The sequence below is a fragment of the Psychrobacter sp. H8-1 genome (assembly GCF_904846575.1).
Classification (GTDB): Bacteria; Pseudomonadota; Gammaproteobacteria; order Pseudomonadales; family Moraxellaceae; genus Psychrobacter; species Psychrobacter fulvigenes.
The window spans coordinates 1,355,385-1,378,789 of sequence record NZ_CAJHBG010000001.1 but is presented as its reverse complement, the minus strand read 5'-3'; the positions used below and the strand labels follow the sequence as shown (position 1 = coordinate 1,378,789).

The 23,405-nt window shown below is 44.0% G+C and carries 20 protein-coding genes; 3 read left to right on the top strand and 17 right to left on the bottom strand.

The window, feature by feature from the left end; genetic code table 11:
• Positions 1-8: 8 nt before the first annotated feature.
• The 13 genes from JMY01_RS05780 to JMY01_RS05730 form a co-directional block, all read right to left on the bottom strand.
• The gene (locus JMY01_RS05780) at positions 9-1,691 is read right to left on the bottom strand and encodes an arylsulfatase (protein WP_201574691.1); all 1,683 of its coding nucleotides are present in this window, start codon (positions 1,689-1,691) and stop codon (positions 9-11) included.
• A 92-nt stretch (positions 1,692-1,783) separates the two neighbouring features.
• Positions 1,784-3,076, bottom strand: a complete 1,293-nt coding sequence (locus JMY01_RS05775) for a TRAP transporter large permease (RefSeq protein WP_201573378.1) — start codon at positions 3,074-3,076, stop codon at positions 1,784-1,786.
• Positions 3,073-3,195, bottom strand: a complete 123-nt coding sequence (locus JMY01_RS14260; protein ID WP_265089827.1) for a hypothetical protein — start codon at positions 3,193-3,195, stop codon at positions 3,073-3,075. Before JMY01_RS14260 ends, JMY01_RS05775 begins: the two co-directional genes overlap by 4 nt.
• Before the next feature lie 55 nt (positions 3,196-3,250).
• Positions 3,251-3,601 (bottom strand): hypothetical protein, encoded by a 351-nt coding sequence (locus JMY01_RS05770; protein ID WP_227677606.1) that lies wholly within the window; start codon positions 3,599-3,601, stop codon positions 3,251-3,253.
• Positions 3,602-3,622: 21 nt separating this feature from the next.
• The gene (gene dctP, locus JMY01_RS14380; protein WP_307781395.1) at positions 3,623-4,156 is read right to left on the bottom strand and encodes a TRAP transporter substrate-binding protein DctP; all 534 of its coding nucleotides are present in this window, start codon (positions 4,154-4,156) and stop codon (positions 3,623-3,625) included.
• Complete coding sequence (locus JMY01_RS14375) at positions 4,153-4,707, bottom strand: hypothetical protein (protein ID WP_307781394.1); 555 nt, start codon at positions 4,705-4,707, stop codon at positions 4,153-4,155. The genes dctP and JMY01_RS14375 overlap by 4 nt, the downstream gene beginning before the upstream one ends.
• Before the next feature lie 96 nt (positions 4,708-4,803).
• Entirely contained in the window at positions 4,804-5,871 is a 1,068-nt protein-coding gene (locus JMY01_RS05760) for a TRAP transporter substrate-binding protein (protein ID WP_201574690.1), read from the bottom strand.
• Between the two features lie 54 nt (positions 5,872-5,925).
• Complete coding sequence (locus JMY01_RS05755) at positions 5,926-6,132, bottom strand: hypothetical protein (RefSeq protein WP_201574689.1); 207 nt, start codon at positions 6,130-6,132, stop codon at positions 5,926-5,928.
• 1 nt (position 6,133) lies between these two features.
• Positions 6,134-7,873: an FAD-dependent monooxygenase gene (locus JMY01_RS05750; protein ID WP_201574688.1), complete on the bottom strand. Its 1,740-nt coding sequence runs from the start codon at positions 7,871-7,873 to the stop codon at positions 6,134-6,136.
• 156 nt (positions 7,874-8,029) lie between these two features.
• Entirely contained in the window at positions 8,030-8,605 is a 576-nt protein-coding gene (locus JMY01_RS05745) for a VOC family protein (protein WP_201574687.1), read from the bottom strand.
• A gap of 138 nt (positions 8,606-8,743) precedes the next feature.
• Complete coding sequence (gene fahA / locus JMY01_RS05740) at positions 8,744-10,036, bottom strand: fumarylacetoacetase (RefSeq protein ID WP_201574686.1); 1,293 nt, start codon at positions 10,034-10,036, stop codon at positions 8,744-8,746.
• Between the two features lie 350 nt (positions 10,037-10,386).
• Positions 10,387-11,523 carry a M14-type cytosolic carboxypeptidase gene (locus tag JMY01_RS05735; RefSeq protein ID WP_201574685.1) on the bottom strand — a complete coding sequence of 379 codons (1,137 nt, stop codon included), beginning with the start codon at positions 11,521-11,523 and terminating at the stop codon, positions 10,387-10,389.
• Positions 11,524-11,636: 113 nt separating this feature from the next.
• A complete protein-coding gene (locus JMY01_RS05730) occupies positions 11,637-12,989 on the bottom strand; it encodes a rhodanese-like domain-containing protein (protein WP_201574684.1) in 1,353 nt (450 codons plus the stop codon).
• A 527-nt stretch (positions 12,990-13,516) separates the two neighbouring features.
• On the opposite strand from JMY01_RS05730, the gene JMY01_RS05725 reads away from it, so the two are divergent.
• Both JMY01_RS05725 and JMY01_RS05720 read left to right on the top strand, forming a co-directional pair.
• On the top strand, positions 13,517-14,191 hold the full coding sequence (locus JMY01_RS05725) for a hydrolase (RefSeq protein WP_227677704.1): 675 nt from the start codon (positions 13,517-13,519) through the stop codon (positions 14,189-14,191).
• Positions 14,192-14,883: 692 nt separating this feature from the next.
• Positions 14,884-16,074: a hypothetical protein gene (locus JMY01_RS05720; protein ID WP_201574683.1), complete on the top strand. Its 1,191-nt coding sequence runs from the start codon at positions 14,884-14,886 to the stop codon at positions 16,072-16,074.
• Between the two features lie 133 nt (positions 16,075-16,207).
• On the opposite strand, the gene JMY01_RS05715 is transcribed toward JMY01_RS05720, so the two are convergent.
• Together JMY01_RS05715 and JMY01_RS05710 are read right to left on the bottom strand one after the other, a co-directional pair.
• Positions 16,208-17,722, bottom strand: a complete 1,515-nt coding sequence (locus tag JMY01_RS05715; RefSeq protein ID WP_227677702.1) for a cell wall metabolism sensor histidine kinase WalK — start codon at positions 17,720-17,722, stop codon at positions 16,208-16,210.
• A 14-nt stretch (positions 17,723-17,736) separates the two neighbouring features.
• The gene (locus JMY01_RS05710; RefSeq protein ID WP_201574681.1) at positions 17,737-18,432 is read right to left on the bottom strand and encodes a response regulator transcription factor; all 696 of its coding nucleotides are present in this window, start codon (positions 18,430-18,432) and stop codon (positions 17,737-17,739) included.
• A 272-nt stretch (positions 18,433-18,704) separates the two neighbouring features.
• Here JMY01_RS05710 and JMY01_RS05705 point away from each other — a divergent pair, with 272 nt between their 5' ends.
• On the top strand, positions 18,705-19,286 hold the full coding sequence (locus tag JMY01_RS05705) for a Spy/CpxP family protein refolding chaperone (RefSeq protein ID WP_201574680.1): 582 nt from the start codon (positions 18,705-18,707) through the stop codon (positions 19,284-19,286).
• A 151-nt stretch (positions 19,287-19,437) separates the two neighbouring features.
• Here the strand turns inward: JMY01_RS05705 and JMY01_RS05700 are convergent, their stop codons facing one another.
• Together JMY01_RS05700 and JMY01_RS05695 are read right to left on the bottom strand one after the other, a co-directional pair.
• Positions 19,438-21,261 carry a hypothetical protein gene (locus JMY01_RS05700; protein ID WP_201574679.1) on the bottom strand — a complete coding sequence of 608 codons (1,824 nt, stop codon included), beginning with the start codon at positions 21,259-21,261 and terminating at the stop codon, positions 19,438-19,440.
• Between the two features lie 73 nt (positions 21,262-21,334).
• Positions 21,335-23,404: a hypothetical protein gene (locus tag JMY01_RS05695; protein WP_201574678.1), complete on the bottom strand. Its 2,070-nt coding sequence runs from the start codon at positions 23,402-23,404 to the stop codon at positions 21,335-21,337.
• Position 23,405: the final 1 nt, after the last annotated feature.

Here is a 23,405-nt window from a genome sequence, read left to right as displayed (position 1 = left end):
AACTATGTTTATTTGCTAGTAGGCGATACTTCAACCACACCAACCTTTTTCGCATAGTCATTATAATTTGCAATCATGCTATCTAGGATTTTTGGATATTGCTCAGCGATATTAGTGGTTTCACCAGGATCTTGAGCTAGATTATAAAGCTGCCATTGTTGTGTTGGTACGGCATCATCATCCAATCCAGCAAACCTATGCGTGTTAGCAAGTGCTTTGAAGTCTCCAAAGCGCACCATTTTAGCACCATTCATTTCCAGCACTTTGGGTTCATAAGGTCCTTGCGCACCCAGTTGAGGCTGCGTAAGCGCAGGCATCAATGTCTCACCATCTAAGGAAGCTTTGCCTTTAGGCGTGGTTTTTGCTACTCCAGCAATATCCAAAATAGTCGGGGCTAAATCTGTTAAGTTACTGTATTTATCAGATACTTTGGACTTAGGAATATTAGGGCCGCTGGCTATCAAAGGAGAACGCACGCCTCCTTCTGAGGTGTAGCCTTTGAAGAGGGAAAACGGCATATTAGACGCTTGTGCCCAGCCTGTTCCTGTTGATACATAGCTGTCAAAGTTACCCATGTTTGCAAGCGAGTTATCATGATCATTATTGACCCAGTCTTTCCAGCGTCCTGCGGTCTCACGATATTTCCCCGCAGCACCATTGTCAGAGAAGAAGAAAATATAAGTATTATCCAGCTCACCCTTTTCTTTAAGATCATCAATCACTCTACCGATATTGGCATCCATGTTATCGACCATGGCGGCATAGATCTGCATGCGTTTGATCTCTTTTTGTCTATCCTCCTCACTAAAGCTGTCCCATGATGGATAACCCACCATAGTAGGTTGTTTGGCAGATTCAGGAATAAAATTTAGTTTTTTGGCATTTTTAAAGCGTTGCTCAGCCAAAGCACGTGGCCCATCTTGATAGTGACCATCATACTTTTTTATATCTTCGAGCGGTGCTTGCAAAGGCGAATGCGGGGCGGTGAACTGTAGATAGGCAAAGAACGGTTTATTGTCTGGACGCTGATTTAGAGATTTCATCAAGTAATCTGCAAAAGTCGTCGATGAGTAGAAGTCATCGGGTAACTCAACCAATTCACCGTTTAACCGATATGGCTGATCGCCATCAGGACCGTCTGGATAATTATCACGTTTATAATGATTACCATCACCTTTTAGATAGACAAAAGAGTCATCAAAGCCCCAGTTAGTAGGTGCGTTTTCAGGTTTGGTGCCGAGATGCCACTTACCAGATATCACCGTATAATAGCCTGCTTGCTGCAAGCGCTGCGCAATGGATAAAGCTTTGTCATTAAGATGCCCCACGTAATCAGGGTCCTTGTTTTGCTCAGGTGTATTAAATACAAATAAATTACCCAAGCCGACTTCATGCGGATCTGAACCCGTTAAGAATGCTGCTCGAGAAGGCGCAGAGTAAGGCGTTACGGAAAAGTCAGTAAAGCTCACACCATTTTCTGCGAGCATTTGTAAATTAGGGGTTTCAATCTCACCGCCATAAGGAGAGATATCTGAAAACCCTAAGTCATCGGCCATGATGACCAAGACATTAGGCGGTTTTTGATTTTCAGTATTAGAGGCAGTATCTGCCACTGTGGCAGCATGTGTGACTGACATCCCTGTCAGCATCATACCTGAACCTATAATCAGCTTATTATTGAAAGCGGTCATTATCTATATCCTTATATTATTTTCAAACACTGTTAAACACTGTGTTGTTAGCAGTATGTTTCAATAAAACCATACTGCTAACTGACTCACCCCTACGCCCCAAGCAGTCCCAACGAAATCACCGGGAAAGCCAACAAGATAGCAAGCCTAACAAAGTCAGAGACAATAAAGGGCGCCACCCCCTTAAACATATCCGACAGCTTGATATGCGGTGCCACCGCCTTAATCACAAAGATATTCATCCCCATCGGCGGCGTAATCAGTCCAAGCTCTACCGTAAGTACCGCAATGATACCAAACCAGATCGGATCAAAGCCCAATGCTAGGATGATAGGGAACACCACCGGAATGGTGATCACCAGCATCGCCAAGGCATCCATAAACAGACCGAGCAAGAAGTACATCAGCAAGATAGCAAGCAGAACAATCATCGGACTGACGGCCAGTCCTCCAATCCAGGTGGCTAACGAATAAGACAGACGCGAGACTGAGATGAAATATCCTAAGGCTTCTGCACCCAGTAGCATAAAGAACACCACGGCAGACAGTGCTAGGGTTTCAATCAGTGACTGCTTCAGTCCTTTTAGGCGCATGCCTTTGGCGGCGGCATAAGCCCATGAGGCAAAGGCGCCGACTGCTGCGCCTTCGGTTGGGGTAAACAAACCAAAGAAGATACCGGCAATGATGACGACGAAGATAAAGCCAAAGGGGATGAGTCCGGTTAGGGACAGCAGTTTGTCTTTCCAGGGTGTCTTCTCGCCGCGCGGGGCGAGATGTGGTTTCCAGCGTACCATGATCATGACGGTCAATGAGTACATGACCATGCCAAGGATGCCTGGTAGGAAGCCGGCGATGAACATGTCACCGACTGACTGTTCGGTTAGGATGGCGTAGACCAGTAAGGCGATGCTGGGCGGAATCATGATGCCAAGGGTGCCACCAGCGGCTAAGATGCCACAGGCAAAGCCGGGTTGGTAGCCGTATTTCTCCATTTGCGGTAAGGCGACACGGGTCATGGTTGAGGCGGTGGCAAGGGAGGAGCCTGAGATGGAGGCAAAGATGCCTGAGGAGCCAATGCCTGCAATACCTAGGCTGCCTCTGACGCCACCAAAGATGGTGCGGGTGGATTCAAAGAGTTTACCTGCCATGCCTGAGTGGGTGGCAAAGACGCCCATTAAGATGAATAGTGGGATGGCGCTGAAGTCATACTTTGCTAAGACGTCGACTGGGAGGTCTTTGAGCATTTGTAGGGCCCCGTCTGGGGAGGTGACGGCGCCAAAGCCGACGAGGCCAACGCCGAGCATGGCAAGGGCGACGGGTACTCTGACGACGACCAGTATGATCATGACGATTAAGCCGATGGCTCCGATAATTTCTGGGCTCATGCGCCTGCCTCCTCGGCGTCAAAGAATTCGCCTGTTTTAAAGATGTTGATGGATTCGATCAATGAGCGGATGGCTAGTAGTAGGCTGAGTACTGCGCTGAGCACGTAGATGGGCATCATGGAGATTCTAAGGTCTTGGGTGACTTTGCCAAATTCTATGGCGTCTAGGGCGCTTTCATATAGTCCCCAGGTGAAGACGAGTCCGATAAGGAAGAAGCCCATCATGAAGACGCCCATCATGGTAGCCTTTGAGGGCTTTGGACATTTTTTGGGTGAAGACGTCGACGATGATTTGTGAGCGTTCAACAAAAGCGGCAAAGGCGGCCAGTAGGGCGAAGAGCATGAAGTAGGAGACGATCTCGACGCTGCCTTTGACGGTGAAGCCCATTTCTCCGCCGGTGAGTTTGAAGATGTAGCGGGCGCCGACGTCAAGGATGGTGACGAGGACGATGATCACTAGGCTGATGCCGCCGATAAGTTGGCACAGCCTGGAGATGAGGGTGCTGAGTTTGACCAAGTATGCCATGTTGACATTGCCTCTGATTAATTAGATTGCACAAGCAGCACTAGCAGCCTTGGCTTTTTCGTAGACACCATCAGCATCTAAACCTAGAGCATTGACATCATCAAGATACTTTTGTGTCCCTTCCAATAACGGGCCTCTCCAATTAGGATCGTTCAACGGATCTGGGATATCAATCATCGTATCGCCTTTGGCACGTGCGGCAGCCATGACTTCAGCATTACTATCATCAAATATCTTAGCGATTCGAGTAGACATCTCTACCCCTGAGTTGTCATCAATGACCTTTTTTAGGTCGTCAGGTAAACTGTTGTATTTGTCCTTATTCATGGACACGACAAGGGTTGAGTTATAAAAAGGAATGTTGGTATGAGTGTTGAGTAACTCATCGAGACGAAACGCTTGAATAGGTTGCCAAGTAACGGCCATTCCATCAATGACGCCGCGTTGCAATGAGGTATAAACATCACCAATCGGCATGCCAATAGGAGCGGCATCTAGAGCATCGATAACATGGCTGGCAACCACCGAGGGCTGACGAATACGCATGCCTTTCATATCTGCTGGCGTACGGATGGGGTATCAACAGTATGCAAAGCACCCTGCCCAGTACCCATCAAAGACAGCAAATGGACATCTGCATATTCATCAGAGATGATGCCATCGTCATAAAGCTTGTATAGGATGCAGGTCTGCTGCTGTCCGGTATTAGATATACCAGGCAACTCTACCACTTGCGTCAATGGAAAACGTCCAGCGGTATAGCCTTGCACCTGCATGCCGATATCAATAGTGCCTTTAGCAGAGGCGTCATAGGTAGCGCCCGCCTCACTAAGAGTGGATGACGGATAGATTTCAACTTTCAAACGACCATTTGAGTCCTCTTCGATTTTTTTTGCCCAAGGCTCAAACCCTTCAGTATTGATGTTGTCAGTGGCATTCAGGAAGTGTGAGAACCTAAGAATGGTGACCTCATCCGACTCACCTTTGGCAGAAGTGGATTGCTCGTTGTTAGAACAACCTGATAAGGCAACTCCAGACAGGGCAATCGCAGTAGCTAAAGTGACTCTGGTCCCGAGCCTAGTCTTACAAAGCTTAATTTTCATCATAGAATCCTTTCTTGATGGTTAAGTTTGAATGGTTAGATACCTATAGTGATTAGGTAACAACCATTTATTGACAACTATCCGCCCACTGCTAGTAAGTTAGACTTTGCAGCCAACGGCAGCGGCTTTTGCTTGCTCATATACGGCTTCGCCGTCCAAACCAAGCTCTGCTAACTCATCAAGATATCTTTGAGTACCCTCTAGTAATGGACCTTTCCAATCAGGATCATTTAGTGGGTCTGGGATATCGATCATCGTATCGCCCTTCTCTCGAGCGGCAGCCATCGCGGCGTCGTTACTGTCATCGAATATCTTAGCGATACGATTGGACATCACTAGACCTGAATTGTCATCGATGACTTTTTTCAGATCATCAGGCAGGCTGTTGTATTTATCCTTATTCATGGTCACTACAAAGGTCGAGTTATAAAAAGGAATGTTTGTATGATGGTTGAGCAATTCATCGAGACGGAATGCTTGAATAGGCTGCCAAGTAAAGGCGAGTCCATCAATGACACCGCGCTGCAATGAGGTATAGGTATCACTAGCCGGCATCCCTACAGGCGCTGCACCAATCGTATCGATAACATGGCTAGCAACCACTGATGGTTGACGAATACGCAAACCTTTCATATCTGCTGGCGTACGAATCGGCTTGTCAACGGTATGTAGCGCGCCCTGTCCTGAGCCCATTAAGGAGAGTAGATGAGTGTCTTCATATTCGCTAGAGATGGCACCACTGTTATACAGCTCATATAAGATACAAGTTTGCTGCTCTGCTGTATTGGATATACCGGGCAGCTCAACTACCTGAGTTAAAGGAAAACGCCCAGCAGTATAACCCTGTACTTGCATACCAATATCTACCGTCCCTTTGGCAGCAGCATCGTAAGTGGCACCTGGTTTGCTCAAGGTCGCAGAAGGATAAATCTCAACCTTAATACGGCCATTTGATTCTTCTTCAATCTTTCGTGCCCAAGGCTCAAACCCTTCGGTATTTATGTTGTCGTTAGCGGTCATAAAATGAGAAAACCTGAGGGTTGTGACTTCATCTGTGCCACCATCGGCTGATGCTGCTTGCTCATTATTAGAACATGCAGATAATGTCAATCCAGATACAGCCATTACAGTGGCCATAGCTATTGAGGTAGATAGTTTGGTCTTCATTATAGAATCCTTTCTCAGTGGTTAAGTTTTAGTAGTGATAAAGCGGATGTCGTATTAATCCTCAAACACTGATGCTTGATGGATCATTGCAATAAAGTCTTCTTTGTCATTTAAGGCATTGGCATTTAATAAAGCCAGCTTTACCAAAAACAGCTCTCGTTTATGTTTAGGCGCTGAATCAATTGCATTTGCTAGAACGTCATAAATCTCCTCTAAGTTTTCAATAGCTAAATTATTCTTAGTAACCTCTAAGCTACTCATATCAACCTCCTTGTGTATTGACTTTAACAGCTTGTTTTGGCTGTAAAAAAGGGGTCAAAGCTTCCGTAATTGCATGGGCTGCCCGTGCTACATGGTCATCGTAATTCAACCAGCGACCAGCAATATGATGATCTGGGCGTACAAAGTAAACGCTGCCCTCTTGTGCAAAATACCTCTCGGTTTGCACTTGCTCATCTATTTGATAGGTAACATCAGCACCTTGAACTTGCCGCTGTGTAGCCGATAAGACAATGATCTTGATAGGAATGCCTAGGTTTTTTAAGGTGTTAATCTCTTGCTTTAAATCACTGCTGATAGCGTCATTGGTAAAAACCAGCACAGAAAACCCGCCAGTAAGATCATCGTATAGATACGTACCGTTAGAAGTTTTTAAGTTTGGAAACAGCTCACCATTAGCAGTTAAAGCATTCATGGAAGCATTGTCATCATTTTGACTGTTTAGCGGCGATGAATGATAAGCGTGAGGTCTAGAAGTGCGCCAATGATATAAAGGACGGACAAAGTCATGCTCTAGTGATAGTGACAATACCGCATCGCGCAAAACTTGGTAGCCATGGCTAGGCGGTGACATAAAGCGCGTTGACTTACCCGCTTCAGCACAGATTTCTTTGGCTGCCTGTACCCTATCTGCGCTATAGCTATGCAACAAATCTTGATTGCCCCAGCCGTTGATGACGCCTGCCAGCTTCCAACTCACATCCAAAGCATCTTGAAAGCCTGTATTGGCTCCGCGTACGCCAAATATCGGTAACAAATGAGCAGCGTCGCCGACAAATATGATGCGGTTATGCACAAAATCAGGGAGAGTCAACGCGCGCGCTGAATATACCGTACTCCAATCAAGCTTCCAATCTAAGTGATCTTTACCAATCATTTTGAGTTGATCGGTGACCGCTTTTTTGAGATTCTCAGGTTTTAATGCTTCTTCAGGAGTCACAGTAGGATCGAGCTGATAATCAAAGCGCCAGATATCATCAGGCTCACGATGCATCAATATGGTATTGTTTGGATTCCAATCTGGTGAGAAAAAGGCAAGACGCTCAGTTGGGTAATCAAGCTTGATACGAATGTCGGCAATAACGAACCTGCCTTCGTAACTGTCACCTTCCATTTTTAGATTTAAATGCGAGCGAATAAAAGAGCGGCCACCATCGGCAGCAACCACCCAGTTTGAAGTATGTTGATATTCGCCCTCTGGCGTTTGTAGACTCAAGGTGACGTGGTCTTTGTGATCGTCAAGATCGACGACCTTATTGCCCCACCTGACTTCAATATCGTCATGCTGTTCAATTTGCTCTAACAGATAGCTTTCTAGATAGTTTTGCTGCAAGTTGCTAAGCGGCGGAAACTGATCGTTTTCGTCAACAGCATGCGCCATGCGAAAGACCGTTTTACCTTTATAGATGGATTTTCCATGTGTCCAAGGCAGTGCCTTTTGCATGACTGCATCAGCCGCGCCTGCTGCATTGAGTATTTCTAGACTACGCTTGGTATAGACCAGCGCACGACTGCCCTCAGCCAACTGTTGCTCATCGGTGATTAATATGACTTTTACGCCATACTTTGCCAACATAATTGCCGTAGTCATGCCCATGAGACCACCACCAACTAGGGTAACGGTCTGGTCATCAGATTGAGTATCTTGTTGACTGTGATAATAAGGATAGACTTGATAGTCAAAATACAATGACTGTCTCGGCAATTGCGTTGGGAAGTGCATGTTTAAAATCCTTTTTAAACGCGTGCAGTAGTCTCCGATATACTACTAATTAGACTCATTAAGCTCAAGCCATTCATTCGTCCATGATTGTTTAGCCATATCACTTAGATACAGTCACTTAGACATAGTTAATCAAATACAGTTACTCAGATGCAGTTACTCACCTGCAGGCACTTGCTTTTTGGCTTCAGCCAACTCGTCGGCATGCAAAAACTGCGTATGGGCTGGCGCACGCTTAGTACGTGACCACTCCTCAAGCATGTCGTATTTCATCTCTTCAGTAATCATAGAGACTTTTTCTTCTGAAGCAACGTCATCATAGGTCAGCTCTAAACGATGACCATTAGGATCAAAGAAATAGATAGAATGGAAGATACCGTGATTGGTGACACCGACAATATCGATACCAGCAGATTCTAGCTGCTCTTTAGCAGCCATTAATGCGTCACGATCTTTTACTTTGAGCGCCAAGTGCTGTACCCAGTTTGGGGTATTGGGATCAAAGCCCATTTCGGGCTGATTGGGCACTTCAAAAAATGCCAATACATTACCGTTACCAGCATCTAAAAAGATGTGCATATAAGGATCAAAAGCATGGGTTGAGGGCACATGGTCTTCAGCAAATGCCAAGATAAAATCCATGTTTAAGTGTTTTTTGTACCACTCAACGGTCTCTTTAGCATCTTTGCAGCGGTAAGCCACATGGTGGATTTTTTCTATTTTAAAGCTCATATCAATATCCTTTTGATAGGGCGTAAAACCTTGGGTTAATTCTAAAATTACTATAACGGACAGCTCTCTAGCCTAAATCACGAAGCTATCTTGATGAACAGTAGTCGCCAATGGTCTTACGCCTATTTTTATGAAAATTTATGCGTCAAAATTAAAATCTAACGCAGGCAGAACCTTGCCGCGCACTTCACCAAAGCCGACACGAATGCCGTCTTTTTCGCTATAGCCTTTCATAATGACGGTATCACCATCTTCGATAAAGGTACGGGTTTCACCGCCTTCAAGCGTTACAGGCTTAGTGGCGTTCCAAGCAATCTCAAGCATAGATCCATAAGATTCTGGCGTAGGTCCTGAGATGGTGCCTGACCCCATCATATCGCCTACTTCTACTTTACAGCCTGCAATAGTATGGTGCGTCAGCTGCTGTGCCATCGACCAGTACATATATTTAAAGTTGGTCTCGCCAACGACAGTAGCGGTATCTGCACTTTCAGGAAGTATCGCTACTGACAGATTGATATCGAAGCTGCTTTCAGGTTTTTTCTCGCGTAGATAAGCCAGAGGCTGTGGGTCTTGAGTAGGCAGCTCAGCTTTGAAAGGTGCTAGCGCATCCATAGTGACAATCCAAGGAGAAATCTCGGAAGCGAAGGTTTTGGCATTAAACGGACCTAATGGCACATACTCCCACTTCTGAATATCACGGGCTGACCAATCATTAAATAGCACCATACCAAAGATGTGATCCCAAGCATTTTCAATCGCAATAGGCTCACCGATCTTGTTAGGTTTACCAACAATAAAAGCCATCTCCAGCTCAAAATCAAGACGCTTACAAGCTGAGAAAATAGGACGCTCGCTATCATTCGGCTTGAGCTGACCAGATGGACGTACGATGTCTGCTTCACCACTGACAAAGACAGTGCTGGCACGACCATTGTACCCAACAGGCATCTCAGTCCAGTTAGGCAACAAAGCGTTATTGGGATCACGGAACATAGTACCGACGTTGGTAGCATGCTCTTTAGAAGAGTAAAAATCGGTATAACCAGGAACATGAACCGGTAGGTGCATGGTGACATCCGCTTGCTTAAATAACGCTGCGCTTTGTAGCTCTTGGTTATCACGCAATGTCTCGTTATCAGCAGACAGCAATGTTTGAATGGTGCTACGTGCCTGAGTCCAATTATCTCGACCAGATTCGATAAAAGCGTTTAAGGTCGGCTGGTCAAAGTAGCTGCCACCTTCAAGCTTTAGCAATCCTTTTTCCTCAAGCACAGAGAGATCTACAACGTGATCACCAATGGCAACACCAGCTCGGCGCTTGCCCTCAGCAGTGTCGCTAAAAACACCATAAGGTAGGTTATGAATAGAAAAGTCAGAATCGCTAGCGATATCGATAAATGATGTGAGATTTTTGTCAATCATTGACATAGATGGCTCCTTGCGGTGATGTTAGTTTATTTCTACCAGTGAGTTTACGTATAAGATAACGCATTTCTTATAATGTAATTTACATTTGTTCATTTTGCAAGTAGTTTCTATATTTTATGAGCAAGTAAGAGGTCTAATAACATCGAAGCATCTTTCCCCTAACTTGTATAGCTACTACTAGTGAAATGAATAACTGCTACTAGACTATATCGATTTCTTGAGTTGACCACACTTAGTGTTAATAGGTAGTATTGTTATTTGTTAATAGGAGATTTTGTTAAATACAACATAAAACAAAAAAAGAGTTACCAGATAAATCCAGTAACTCTTTTATTATTACCATCTTTCTATCAATAACGTAAGGTATCAACCACTGCTAACATGGCTATTAACGAGGCCTCCCCTAATTTAACAGAACGTTCTGGTGACCAGCCCGTATCCATATCAGGTAGATTATCATTATCTTTGAATGGCATCTCTAAAGTATTGGCTAGGCAATCAAAGCGTTCAGCCACCCAATTAGTGGCCACCGTCATATTTGCTGTACCTGGCGCATCAATGTCATAACCAAATTCAGACTGAAAATCAGCACTGGCTAGCTTTAGTACGTCTGAAAATCTATCACGTAGATTTGCAAGGCGGTCATTATAACTAGGCGTCCCTTGAGAGCCGGCAAGGAACACATAAGGCAATGCTTCATCACCGTGCACATCATAAAACAGGTCAACGCCCGTCTCTTCCATTTTATTGATCACATGAAACACTTCAGGGCTTTTCTCTAAACTTGGATTTAACCATTCGCGGTTTAGGTTAGTACCGACAGCGTTGGTACGCAGGTGTCCGCGCACACTACCATCAGGGTTCATATTTGGCACAATATAGAAGTTCGCTTTCTCTAATAACAACTTAGCCGTGGCGTTATCGCTGTCTAATAAGCTATATAATAATCCCTCGATTAACCATTCAGCCATCGTCTCACCAGGATGCTGACGCGCAGTGATCCAAATATTGCGCTTATTCGCAGCACTATTACTATCACCAATTTTAACCAAGGTTAAGTCGCGCTTATCAAGCGTTTCTCCTAGATGCTCTAAAGAGACTAGCGGATGCATTTGTACAGCAGCCAATAAATCTTGATGACGCTCATAACTATAAGGGGCAAAATACGCAATTTGTATGCTTTCACATTCTAGCTCTGCCACGATGGTCAACTTACCATCTTTATAAGTGGTTGGCAGACGAAACCAATACTCCCGATCGTATGAGGCAACCGCTTGGTAACCCTCCCAGCCTTTAACGTAGGACGCCTCCCCTGCATTAATAATATTGAGAATATACTGCTCGCCAACCTGACCTGTTAGACGAAAGTTAAACCACTGGAAAAACGCTTCACCAACATCTGGACGAATAGCCAATTGAATGTCTTTTTTGTCTTTTAAACTGATAACATCAATATTACCTGCATCGAAATTAGCAGTAATATGCATAACCTTTCCTTAATTTGTTTTTATCGTTGTGTTTCTTAAATTATGTTGAAGTATAAGAAAGTATAAGACTTATCTTACCCCAAAGTGGCCATACCGTTTCCATGAGCTCAGAATCAATCATGCTGTGCATTCCAAGCACTTATTCCTCCAAGATAGATGTCTAGCTTATCAAACCCTCGACTAGTGAGCCATCCTGCTGCCACCGTTGACCGTTCGCCACTAGCGCACATTAAAGTGTAGTGGCGGTTTTTGTCAAGTTCACGCCAGCGCTCATTAAGATGCCCGACATAGATATGCTGCGACTCTGCGATCGCATCAGATGCGCGCTCGTCGGTGTCACGGACATCAAGTAATGTCCAATTGTCAGCATCGCCTGCGAGACGACTTTTAACCTCAGCCGTGTCAATCATTGGAGTTTTTTGCATCTCCTCACCTTTTTTAGCAGCAGAGACTATCCCAACATAACCACCCTCGACATTATCGAAGGCGATTCTCATTAAGTGCTTCATAGCGATGGCAAGCTGCTCTTCATCAGAGGCAATTAGCGCTAAGCTCTCCCCTTCATGGATATACCATCCAGCAAAAGCAGAAATCATGTCTACAGGCAAGCTCATTGAGCCAGGCAGGTGACCGGAAGCATAAGCCATCGGTTCACGGATATCAATGAGATGATCAGCATTGCAGTTTTTGAGCTGTTGAAGCGATAGATTGCGCGGGCGAATAACAGATGGAGGCGCTTCACTGCCTTCCATATTGAGTCGCTCCATTAAGCGAAAGTATGGCGGCTGATAATGGTTTTCGCTGACTTTGAAATGAATAAATTCATCGCGATCCATAATCTGTAAGCGTGGGTTGTTCAACCTTTCGTGACCAACTGTAGAGAACTCACGTTCTGCCATACCTGAGCCGCAAACAGAACCAGCACCGTGAGCAGGATAAATAATCGCCTGATCTCCCAAAGCTAGTATTTTTTGTAGCGAGTCATAAAGCAGACCTGCGACCTCCTCACGCCTGTCAGGATAAAAGTCAGTACGACCAACATCACCAACAAACAAAGCATCACCGGTAAAAACCCCAACAGCTTCTTCTGGATAAGCAGCGTCGAATAAAGCATATGCTAAATGATCGTCGGTATGTCCAGGCGTCTCTAACACGCGAATCTCAAGTTGACCAATGCTAAAGCAGTCGCCGTCGTACACTGTTTGAGCATAGACGATGGGCTGCTCTGGATTTGGTCCATGTAGTACGCTTGCTCCCGTCATCTCTGCCAATATCGGCGCACCAGAAACCAAGTCTTCGTTGCGGTGCGTCTCAAAGATATGAGTGATCTCAAGTCCTGCCGCGCGGGCTTTGTCTACGTAGATGGCACAGTCGCGGCGTGGATCAATCACCGCCGCTTTCCCGCCTGACCCCACTAGATAAGACGGGTGCGAAAGCCCAGGTGTTATAATTTTCTCTAACAACATAATCGCCTCCTTTTTTGGAATAATAATCGAGCGAATATTCACAGCAGTAGAATGCTCACAGTCAACAGATCTTCACAGTGCTCTATTAATTTCTAAAAATTAGCATAGACCAGCAATGACTATCAATCGATAACAACATATATATACATAGCCGTTGTTAGATGGTTTCATTGTATTACTGGACTTCACTGACGACCAACTTATGAGCCACAGATAGACTACTACTAGTAGTAGAATCTAGAAAAACAATAGACAATATTCTGAGATAACCTATCAACGCTCTTACCTGTTAATAGCTTATCTTTCAATAACTTATCATCCACAATTTACGAAATATGAACAAAAGACATACTAGCTTGCTAATGTAAAATTAATATTGAATACTAATATTCTGTTAAGAATTATTTACTAGTGTGTAGCGCTTATTGAGGCTTTCTTAAGTATCCAATGTTCGCTATTATGAATGATTCTTGTATCCCAACAACACTAGATCCCTTAAACCATAATCAAAAAATCAAAGGAAGATAATGATGTCTAATTTTAATGTTGACCAAGTAAAAGCCGAAGGTAGTGACAAGCTCATCACCCCTGACAATACTGTTTTTATGTTCATTGACCAACAACCGCAGATGTATTTCGGTCTACAAAGCCATGATGCAAATGCTGTCATGAATGCCATCCAAGGCTTAGCCAAAACCGCAAAAATTTGGGACATCCCTTCAATTCTAACGACGTTGACCACTGATGATTTCACCGGTGAAATTCCTCAGCAGCAAAAAAGAGTATTTGAAGACCATACTCCAATTGACAGAACTGGTCTCAATGCTTGGGAAGATCAGCGCGTCGTTGATGAAGTCAAAAAAACAGGTCGCAAAAAGATCATCATATCAGGTCTGTGGACTGAAATCTGTGTCCTATTACCAGCCATATCGGCCGCAGATCAGGGCTATGATGTTTATGTGGTTACCGATGCATGTGGCGGCGCGAGTAAGGAAGCCCACGACATGGCAATCATCCGTATGGTAGAGGCAGGCGTTACACCTGTGACTTGGATTCAGGTCTTGTGTGAATTACAACGCGACTGGGCACGTGAAGAGACTTATGATGATGTCATGAATATCGTTAAAGAGTACGGCGGCGCTTACGGTGTTGGTGTACAGTACTACTACAATCCACCAAAAAACATCGTCAACAATGTGTAACTTACAAACTTTGAGCGTAGAGAATTAAAAATTGAGAGTTTGGATCAATAAAAATAATTAGCTCTAAAACTATCTCTCAGTTTGAAAGATTGAATACAAAAACGCCATGCTTGAAGTATGGCGTTTTTTAAATGCTGTTGCTTATGCAATCACAGTAATGGCCTCAGGCTGTTCGAGTCTTGACTGGTTGACTGTATTTAGACGTGACTTCGCTTACCTCAGCACACCCTAGTCATAAGTGAATAAAATAGAGGGTAACACTGAACATTTATGCTGTATTTTCAGCCCATGCATTTTGATAAAAACAAGATACAATCAAACAAAAGTTTTTTATTATTTATTTGAATTATTACAAATATTATGGATTTATTATTATACCGTCATAAACCTACCCTTCATCATTTAATATAATATCCTTCACACAAAGTCATACTTACCTATCTATAACCGTTCATACATCAATAGACACCTCTCTTCAGGTAGCAGTAGTAGTCATATTGCAATCAAATAACGTTATCACTACAATAGTGTAACATCCTTACAAAACAGATTTAAAAAAATAAAATTCTAAACTAAACTTCAGTTGTCCACTATTTGTTAGTGTGCTTATTAACTCATTCATATATGTAATGACAAAATAAAAGCTAACAACAGACCAAAGTTATTACTTATATTAAAATAAGGTGAAAAAAATGAGTTATACATCTTCAGTAAAAGTTAAAGACAGCCTACCTTCTGATTCAGCGAAAGAGATTTACGGATTAGCAGATTTATATAGAGGTGAAACAGAAAGCGCTAGAAAAATTGCCTCAGCAGTTGTTGAAGGGCTCATAGATTTCAATTTATTTAGAATGGGTTTGCCAAAATCTTTAGGTGGCTGGGAGGACAATCCTGTAGAAACCTTAAAAGTATATGAGACGCTAGCCAGTGCTGACGCATCAGTTGCCTGGGTAGTTTGGAATAACCATATGTCCTGTACTCTTGGACGCTATTTAGACGAGACTAGTATGAAAGAGGTGTTTAACAATCCCTCTCATGTTTATGCAAACTCAGCACGCCCTGAAGGAGTAGCCACCATTGTACCTGGAGGTTATAGCGTATCTGGTCAATGGACCATCGTATCTGGATGCGAGTTGGCAGATTGGTTTGTTTTACGATGTCTGATTAGCTCACCTGAGTCCCCTGTAACTCTTGACGATCTTGGCCCTGGAGCAAACCTAAAGCTTTTCTTTATCCCAAAAGAAGAAGTTGAGATAGTTGATACATGGAATGTCGGCGGATTAAACGGCACAGGAAGTCATGATGTCGTTGTTAATGATGTCTTCGTAAAAGAAGAGTATGCCGTGAACTTTGGTGGCCAAGCGGGGATCGATAACGCCTATAGCCGTTTACCCGTTGGTTGCATTAATGCTGCTGGTTGCGCTGCAATGGCTTTAGGTGTTTTAAAAGCAACGATGGATGATTTGACTAAAATATGCGTCGAAAATGTGACCCCCGGAAAAAATCCAGATATACGTGACCGTGCCGCAGTGCAAACTACCATAGCAAAAAGTAAGACGTTGCTAGCCTCTAGGCGCTCACAATTACATGATAGTGTTACAGCTCTATGGGAAGTTTCACAGAATAACGATAACTTCACCGACGTGCAGCTTGCCGATGTCTGGGCGGCAGCTTGTGAAGCAGCAAGAGAAGCAAGAGCGATGACTTCTGAGATTTATTCTGTTGCAGGCATCTCTTCTGTATACAAAATCTTTAAGATTGAAAAAAGACATAGAGATATTCATGCAATACTACAACATGGTATTATTCAGCCACACTGGTTGAGTCAAGCAGGTATGGCTTATGTTGGACTAAAACCAACTGCGCCAATGTTTAGAACTTAAACATATTCTCTCTTCCGTTATTCAGTAAAACAATTCTTATTTATCTCCCTAATACATCCAACATCATGCGCAGAATAAGATGTTGGATGCTTATAACCTAACTTTAATTGATCATCATGTTTTTTACCTACTATCAAGTCGGTAAAATCATCTTCACCACCAATCCTTGAATACCATCTTGTCTATTATCGACACTGATCTGACCGTTATGCGCCATGACCACCGCATGGACGATCGCCAATCCCAGCCCATAGCCACCTGTTTCACGATGACGCGCAGAATCAAGTCGCACAAACGGCTGAAAAATACGCTCTAAATCCTTATCCACTATCCCGCCGCCCTCGTCTGTTACGCTGATTTGAATAGCAGGTATCTTGTTATCCATCTGTACTTTTATCATCTCTACCGTCACTATTGAGTCAGCTGCAGTATGCATAAAAGCATTGCGAATGACGTTCTCAAGCGCACTATGCAACTGCTCTTGATTGCCTTGCACTGCCCAAGGAGTGTCTGGAGCAGTGGTTGATGAATCTCCTAATAAAGAGAGTGAAGCGTCAGGTGTCTGCCATTGCCAGCGCACGTTTTTATGTTGAAACTCAAAGCAGACGTCTTTGCCAATCTCACTAATAATCTCAGAGAGATCTACCGCTTCGCTTTCTAAGTTGTCGATCGTGTATTGCTGCATTTGTAGAGATTGAATATGAATGATGTGTTCAATCAGCTCGTTCATCCGCGCAGACTCCTTATCGATGCGATCTAAATAGCGACTGGCATACGGCGCAAAGTCTCGAGTCAGCTCAGTCGCAACGTCGAGACGAGCAAGTGGCGAGCGTAGCTCATGCGAGATATCACTTAACATCTGCTTGCGTGCCAGCTCACTATCAGCCAGTCGCGTTGACAGCGTTGCCACATCTTTTGCAAGCAACCCTAGCTCATCATCCCCAAGCTTAGATAGATTTGGATTGGCCTGATAGTTTCCATCAATCAGTTGCCGCACAGTATGCTGCACATTGCGCATACGCCCAATCATCGTACGGCTCAGCCAAAAGCTGACCAAAGTACTGAATAAAATGATCAGGATGAGTCGCACTATAAAGTTACCGCGTTGCAGCGCTACAACTTCAGAAAATGGTAGGTTTGGACGTATTTGTAAGATAACGCTCGTGCCATCTGGCAAAGTCACCACAGTATCTGCCAGCTCAGGACGATCATTGATATTAATCATCGTATTTGCCATGTCAGTATCGTTTATAGCAGCCTCAGGACTCATAGGGGTTTGAGGTAGCCTAGTCGCTGCAGAAGGCATCGATGGCATTCTTTGTCTATGCTGCTGCATGCGACCATATCTGGGAAAAAGGACCACTCCTTGTTCATCATATATGCTTATCTGCTGCATAAAACGACGGTCTTGCTGGTACAACTGTCTAACCAGAGGTATCTCACCGACTTCTAATGCGGCCACTAGTAACTCACGTTTGGCTAATAACTGCTCAACCTGCAATTCCATTCGAGCATTTAGCGCCCTCTCATTGAGCCAACGCTCGATTAAAACCGATGAGATAGCAGTAAATATTATCGTCAACAATAGGCTGAAAAACAGTCGCCAAAATAGCGTCATTCGACCTTTAAACATAGGTGGCTTTTTCATTGATGCGTCCATCATTACAGTACCAGCTGATAGCCTTTACCACGAATCGCTTTGATAGGCTCATCATGAAAAGGTTGTAGTTTTTTGCGCAGGCGCGAGACATGCACATCAAGGCTACGATCAAATGGCTGCAACTCGCGCTGCAAGACATTCTCTGACAACGATGACTTACTCACCACTTCCCCTTTTTGTCTTAATAAAGCCACTAATAAATCAAACTCGGTGCCGGTGACATGTAAATCTATCCCATCTATCTGGCAGAGACGTTGGGTTTGATCAAGGTGCAAGCGGCTATCTGGTAGCAGTGTATGCTCTGAGTGCACAGCGTTGGTACGTTTGATAACGGCATTGATGCGTGCCAGCAGCTCGCGTGGGTTGCACGGTTTGGTAATATAATCATCAGCACCAAGCTCTAAGCCGATAATCCGATCAATCTCCTCGCCCTTTGCCGTCAGCATAATGACTGGAATATCACTGATGGTCGGCAGTTGCCGTAGCACACTTAACCCATCAATTTTTGGCATCATGATATCGAGCACCAATAAGTCATAAGCTGAACTGGCAGAAGCATCATTGCTCACCGCTTTGAGCTGCTGTAAGACTGCCTCTCCATCATGGACACAGTCGCATTGAACACCATGATTATGCAGATATTCTTGTAACAACTGAGTCAACTCTTCATCATCATCGCCTAGCAATATTCTTGCCATGCCCATCTCCTCACAGGTTAATAGTGTTATTACCCATAATATCAGGCAAGTACCTATCAATGCGCTATCTGCGCCACAAACGTTACCTTTCTTAATACTTCATAAATGTTCGCAACCTTTAACTGTCGTAAGATAGGTTCTATCAGCAGCAGGTGCTACGTTTAAGTTAAATACTATATTTGCGTAGTACTGGTCAGATTTACTCATGGCCCTGTCGAAACTAAAATTTTGAAAAAACCTATTCATTAACCAAGTCAAACAAAGGATTTATTATGAAAAAATTATTAATGGGCTCAGCATTAGCACTCTCTAGCGTATTTGCCGTAAGCGCTTGTACCAGTGTCGGGGCAACGACGGATACGTCACCCACCACCAACGTGCAAAAAAACTATAAAGCAGGTATGAAACAAGGCATGCACAAAGGCGACATGAAAAACCCAATGTCACAACTCAACCTGACAGCAGCACAGCAAACAAAAATAGCTGCTATTAGACAAAACAACCGTGGCGACCGTATGCAAAATCATAGCGCAGTTATGGATATATTAACTGCCGAGCAGCGGGCGCAGCTTGAAACATTAAAGTCGCAAAGACAAGCCGAAGGGCGTCGTGGCTCAAATCAAAAAGGGCGTAAGAACAGCCCACTATCAGAGCTCAATCTAACAGCAGCGCAGCAGGCAAAAATACAAGCCATCAGACAAAGCAACTCTGGTAATCGTATGCAAAATCATAGTGCGATCATGGAAGTCCTAACGGCTGAGCAACGCACCAAGCTTGAAGCGTTAAAAGCAGAAAGACAAGCAAAAGGACGCCAAGGATCTAACAAAGGTCAAGGTAAGCTCGTAAATCAATAAGACTAACACGCAGTTAACTGTCAAATTGATACATATATCGCTCATCTAGATCTCAGCTAATAAAAAAGCGCATCGAATAATCGGTGCGCTTTGTTGCTTTCAATGATGACACAGTTTTATCAAGCTTAACTTATGTAGCTTTAACCAACCTTTAATCAATCGAACCAAACCGCTCTTCCAACAGCGGCATGACACTAAACATCATCTTACCCATCGTAGTACCCTTGCCATCACGATAGTACTGGATAAGCTCGCTACCATATTTGCGCAAGTCAATACTATTACTCGCGTTCGGGATCTGCACATCGGCTGCTAAATTAGGGAATGCCATATCCTGCGTGCGCAAAGGCGAATACTGCTGCAGAATATCGATGACGATACCTTTATCTGACTTGTTGCGTACTGACTGAGTCTGGCTTGGAAATTCGCTGCGTATATGCTGCCATTTAATCTGCCCACGTTTATCGAGACCGTACAGCTCTTGTATGGCTAAGTCCTCGCTTAGACTGCCTTTTGGAATGACATCTGTCGGGCTACTGCCGTTATCAATCATGCTTTTTATCAACGCTAGCGCCTGTTGTACCATGGCTTTACTGGTCAATTGAGTGTTTTTAGAATCAGTGATATTTTCTGCCTGCTCATGCATACCCTTATCTTTAATCAGCTCAGGATACTGCTTGGTAATACGATCGTAAAAGAGGCGCATATAATCTTGATAAAACTGCTCATAATCCTCCGTGCTTTGGACACGGCTAATCACTTGAGTACTCGCTAGCATTGCTGGCAGTTGATGCTCAGGCATTTTGGGAGTAAGCGAGGCTAAGGTATTAGGCGCTACATAATTGAACTGGTTAACAGGAGCGCGCTCATAAGTAAGATCTAACGCTTCAAAATGGGCTTTTATCACCTCGCCACCAAAACCTTTGGGCAGCGTACCATCATCCATGGCTATTTTTAGCCACTTATTTCTCCACTTAGTACCCAGCTTATCGTCTAACAGCTCTGAATTTAGCATAGCAAAGTTATCTGCCCATAGATAAATATTGCCATTTTTAAAATCGATATAGATAGGCTGATTGATACTGCTTTGATGATTACGTACTTGATATTGCACACTGGCGAGCATGGTAGCCTTGCCAGCCATGGGCTGATAAAACCCTTGCGCATTAATAGACAACGGCTTTAGTAAATAAGCATCCAACAGCTGAGCTTTTTTGATATCTTGTGGCGTTGATTTGTCGTCATAATTGTCAAACAGCTGCTGATAATAGGGTGAAACGGTATTTTCTTCGACGTTGCTGCTCTTAATGGCGTTACTCTTAATGGTTCTTGTCTCAACAAGACTATCTCCTTCACCTCCATATTCTTCCTCTATGGCAGTCAGCAATTTACGATTACTATCTTCGTTAGCTTCGTTAGCATTATCGCTGTTTTGTGACGTATGATCAGAGCCGTAACCGTAATCAGAACTGTCATCATAGTCAGCGTTATAGCGACTATTGTACTTATTGTCTTCCCATGCTTGATAAGCATCTGAACATGCCAGATAAGATTGTTTGATGGCGCTACGCTGAGCATCATACTCTGTCGCTAATACTTCCTTATCTTGTGCTTCAGCTTGCTCTAATAATGCAGCATAGGCCTTGTCATGAGTATCTTCACAGTGCGCTTCGACATAATCTGACACGGCCAGTTGCTGACTATCCACATCGGTGAATTGCTGATCATTACTGACTTCAAGATTGCTATGGTAGCTAAAAGACTGGCGGCGCTGTTTTTGTAATGCGCTTGCCAATGCTGTTTTGGCAGCCGCTGGTGTCTGCTTTGTAGCCAGCGTATTGCTTTGAGCCAGACTGGTCGATTGGCAGCCAGTAGCTAATATAGCCCCAGACAAAACGCTACCAATCAATAAAACCTTATGTTTTGTAATCGTAAAATGCAAAGGTGACGTTACAGAGCGAGAGTCGGTTTTCATGTTTATTCCTTAAAATCATTATCCTGAATATGAGCAAATAGTGTTAATTAATATCGAAGTTGCTGCTTAGACATCAAAATTTATTTTCTTCAGCGACGTCATACTCAAGATCATCCTCAGCATCGGTAATATTATATGGTGTGTCGTAATCGCTCATGTAGCTGTCATCGTTATAATCATAGTCATAACGCGCATAACGTGCCGCTCTCAGTCTCTCTTTGTGTTGGCGTTGTTTTGCAATCCAAGCATTACCATCGATAGCAGGCGTAGCATTCGCGCCAAAAGACTCTACTAATAAGGGGGTTAACGCATGTTTATTGAAGCTGGCTTTATCGTAGCGTATTTGGTTAACGACTGTCGTTGTAGAGCCCATCAAATCCCCACCGATGTTCATGCGCTGCTGCTTGGCAAGGAGACGATCTGAGCTGTCCAAGTAATAATAATTAATCTGGTTAAACGAGATAGGAGCAATGGCTTCGATGAGCTGTAATAGTGCGCCCACATCGGCACTTTGATAGCCTTTATTGTACAGCTGCAACTTATCAAGCGCAGTTTTAAGTTTTGCACCATCAGGATATTTCTCTGGATTGGTATCGACATACTCTTGTAAAGATTGCGTCATGTATTTGAGCACTTTGCCAATCATCTCACCAGTTTGTTGGCTACCAAAATATACCTTTACCGCTTTAGAAGCGCCTACCTGCTTGGCAAATTGATCACCGCGTATGTCTACCGCGCTAAAGTGCTCTGGTGCCAGCTCTGACATACTGTCCTGTAAGGCGGCAATGGCGGCATCATAGATCACTGCTGAGGGTAGCTGCGAGGCAATGCTCTCAGGTAAGCCAAAATTTACGGTATGCGAGGTCATCTGCGCAGGCAGTGGTGTATTATCAGGGTTGGCAAGCGCCACAATAGGCATGATTGCCGAAGGGTCAACAGTGATGCTACTGTTAGCAAAATCAAAGGCCAAAGGTATCTGCACCGATGAGCTAATCGTCGGTGTGACATAGTCATAGCTATAGACACTTTGTAGTTGCTTTTGCTTAGGCTTGTATTGGCTGACACTGTTAAAAGTCAAATTTTGATACTGATAGGCATTCGATGCTGCTACCTGCTCTGGGGTGCGATGGATCATGCTAAGTAGTTGACCTACCATGCCCAATGATGATGAAGGTGGAAACTCATTTTCTGCGCTAGCAGTCTCTTTTTGCTGCTTAGCCGTTTGCATGGCTTCGTAGTTTTTTAACAGTTTTCTGGGCTGCAAATCTGACATTTTTGAGAGCAAACTATTATCTGCATCACGACTATAATCATCTTCTAGGCTATCTCCATACCGATCATAACCATACTCATCGTAGCCATCAGGATCATAACCTTCTTCGTCATAGCCGTACCAGTCATAGCCGTCTCTATCATAGCCATTCTGATCGAAACCGTCCTCATCATAGCCATATTCATCGTATTCTATAGCAGCCGATTCGTATGCCTCCTCTTCTACGACGACCACTTCATCCGCGGCATCAACATAAGCGTCATAGTCATAAGCTTCCTCTGCTTCTGCTGCGGCTTCTTCTACAGCATCATACTCGCCGTATTCATCATAGCCTTCATAGTCCGAATCATAGTTGTCTGAGGCTGCCTCTTTATAAGCATAGGTTTCAATAATCGTTCTGAGTAAACTGCTAGAGCCCGCATCGATACTGTCTGGATGAATAAAAGGCACCGCTTGATAATTGGCTTGTGCCACTGCCACATGCTCTGTGGCTAAGTGCTGACGAATAGCGGTCAGCAGGCGCAATTTGGCTTGATTTTCAGTATTGGGATATTGGCTTTGGTCAAATAACTGCGCATAATGTTCGGACTTCGCATTTAAGCTTGCGTTAAACGCTCGGCCTTGTGCTTGGCTTTGCGCAGTATTTGCGCTATTAAAATCAATTAAGGATCCTGACACGCTAGCAGACTGAGATACGGTCGGATTTGATTGACAGCCTGATAGCACCATAGAAGCGCTACCTAGCAATAGCGCGCATCCTGCTAAAGATGGCCATTTATGCCTATGGTTTGTATCATTTATGGATAAACGATTAGATACTGAATGAGCACTGTACTTTTGATCATGGTTGCTAACGTGGTGTGATGGCATA

Excerpts from the sequence above, each read along its gene's own strand:
- JMY01_RS05780 (WP_201574691.1), bottom strand. The coding sequence starts at position 1,691 with ATGACCGCTTTCAATAATAAGCTGATTATAGGTTCAGGTATGATGCTG.
- JMY01_RS05775 (WP_201573378.1), bottom strand. The coding sequence starts at position 3,076 with ATGAGCCCAGAAATTATCGGAGCCATCGGCTTAATCGTCATGATCATA.
- JMY01_RS14260 (WP_265089827.1), bottom strand. The coding sequence starts at position 3,195 with ATGATGCCCATCTACGTGCTCAGCGCAGTACTCAGCCTACTACTAGCC.
- JMY01_RS05770 (WP_227677606.1), bottom strand. The coding sequence starts at position 3,601 with ATGGCATACTTGGTCAAACTCAGCACCCTCATCTCCAGGCTGTGCCAA.
- dctP (WP_307781395.1), bottom strand. The coding sequence starts at position 4,156 with ATGAAAGGCATGCGTATTCGTCAGCCCTCGGTGGTTGCCAGCCATGTT.
- JMY01_RS14375 (WP_307781394.1), bottom strand. The coding sequence starts at position 4,707 with ATGATGAAAATTAAGCTTTGTAAGACTAGGCTCGGGACCAGAGTCACT.
- JMY01_RS05760 (WP_201574690.1), bottom strand. The coding sequence starts at position 5,871 with ATGAAGACCAAACTATCTACCTCAATAGCTATGGCCACTGTAATGGCT.
- JMY01_RS05755 (WP_201574689.1), bottom strand. The coding sequence starts at position 6,132 with ATGAGTAGCTTAGAGGTTACTAAGAATAATTTAGCTATTGAAAACTTA.
- JMY01_RS05750 (WP_201574688.1), bottom strand. The coding sequence starts at position 7,873 with ATGCACTTCCCAACGCAATTGCCGAGACAGTCATTGTATTTTGACTAT.
- JMY01_RS05745 (WP_201574687.1), bottom strand. The coding sequence starts at position 8,605 with ATGAGCTTTAAAATAGAAAAAATCCACCATGTGGCTTACCGCTGCAAA.
- fahA (WP_201574686.1), bottom strand. The coding sequence starts at position 10,036 with ATGTCAATGATTGACAAAAATCTCACATCATTTATCGATATCGCTAGC.
- JMY01_RS05735 (WP_201574685.1), bottom strand. The coding sequence starts at position 11,523 with ATGCATATTACTGCTAATTTCGATGCAGGTAATATTGATGTTATCAGT.
- JMY01_RS05730 (WP_201574684.1), bottom strand. The coding sequence starts at position 12,989 with ATGTTGTTAGAGAAAATTATAACACCTGGGCTTTCGCACCCGTCTTAT.
- JMY01_RS05725 (WP_227677704.1), top strand. The coding sequence starts at position 13,517 with ATGATGTCTAATTTTAATGTTGACCAAGTAAAAGCCGAAGGTAGTGAC.
- JMY01_RS05720 (WP_201574683.1), top strand. The coding sequence starts at position 14,884 with ATGAGTTATACATCTTCAGTAAAAGTTAAAGACAGCCTACCTTCTGAT.
- JMY01_RS05715 (WP_227677702.1), bottom strand. The coding sequence starts at position 17,722 with ATGAAAAAGCCACCTATGTTTAAAGGTCGAATGACGCTATTTTGGCGA.
- JMY01_RS05710 (WP_201574681.1), bottom strand. The coding sequence starts at position 18,432 with ATGGCAAGAATATTGCTAGGCGATGATGATGAAGAGTTGACTCAGTTG.
- JMY01_RS05705 (WP_201574680.1), top strand. The coding sequence starts at position 18,705 with ATGAAAAAATTATTAATGGGCTCAGCATTAGCACTCTCTAGCGTATTT.
- JMY01_RS05700 (WP_201574679.1), bottom strand. The coding sequence starts at position 21,261 with ATGAAAACCGACTCTCGCTCTGTAACGTCACCTTTGCATTTTACGATT.
- JMY01_RS05695 (WP_201574678.1), bottom strand. The coding sequence starts at position 23,404 with ATGCCATCACACCACGTTAGCAACCATGATCAAAAGTACAGTGCTCAT.